This is a genomic window from Arcobacter sp. F155 (assembly GCF_004116455.1).
In the GTDB taxonomy this organism is placed as follows: Bacteria; Campylobacterota; Campylobacteria; order Campylobacterales; family Arcobacteraceae; genus Halarcobacter.
In genome coordinates this window covers 1-404 of sequence record NZ_PDJU01000057.1, presented here as the reverse complement: position 1 = coordinate 404, position 404 = coordinate 1, and the positions used below count along the sequence as shown (strand labels likewise).

Annotated in this window: 1 protein-coding gene; it reads right to left on the bottom strand. The window is 36.6% G+C overall.

The window, feature by feature from the left end:
• Positions 1-235: DUF5081 family protein (locus CRV03_RS14050; RefSeq protein WP_129085746.1), on the bottom strand; the 235-nt coding region annotated here is incomplete at its 3' end.
• Between the last annotated feature and the right edge of the window lie 169 nt (positions 236-404).

Here is a 404-nt window from a genome sequence, read left to right as displayed (position 1 = left end):
CATGACAATTTTCATATTCCTTTAATAGTTCAATTATTTGAAAAGCTGCAGGGGTAATTCCATTTTCACTTGTAAGTAGGCCTTTTTCTTTTAAACTCGTAGTTGCTTTCGTGACACATTCTGCATCAAGTAAAATAATTGCGTCACGGTTTGGCAATCCAAATATATCGGTAACCCCAGCTGCACCTGCGAGAACATATAATTCAGCAGGTGCAAAACTCATTTCTTTCCCCATTCTTTTATCCCCCGTTTCTCCATCACAATTGTTTTATCGCCCTTACTTCCGATCTATCTCCGTACGTTTGAATGCTTTTATCTAACTCTTTCAAAGCTTTCGTATGCCCTTCAAATGCCTCTACCATTTCTGAATTATATTGAATGATCAAATCAAGGTAACTTAAAAA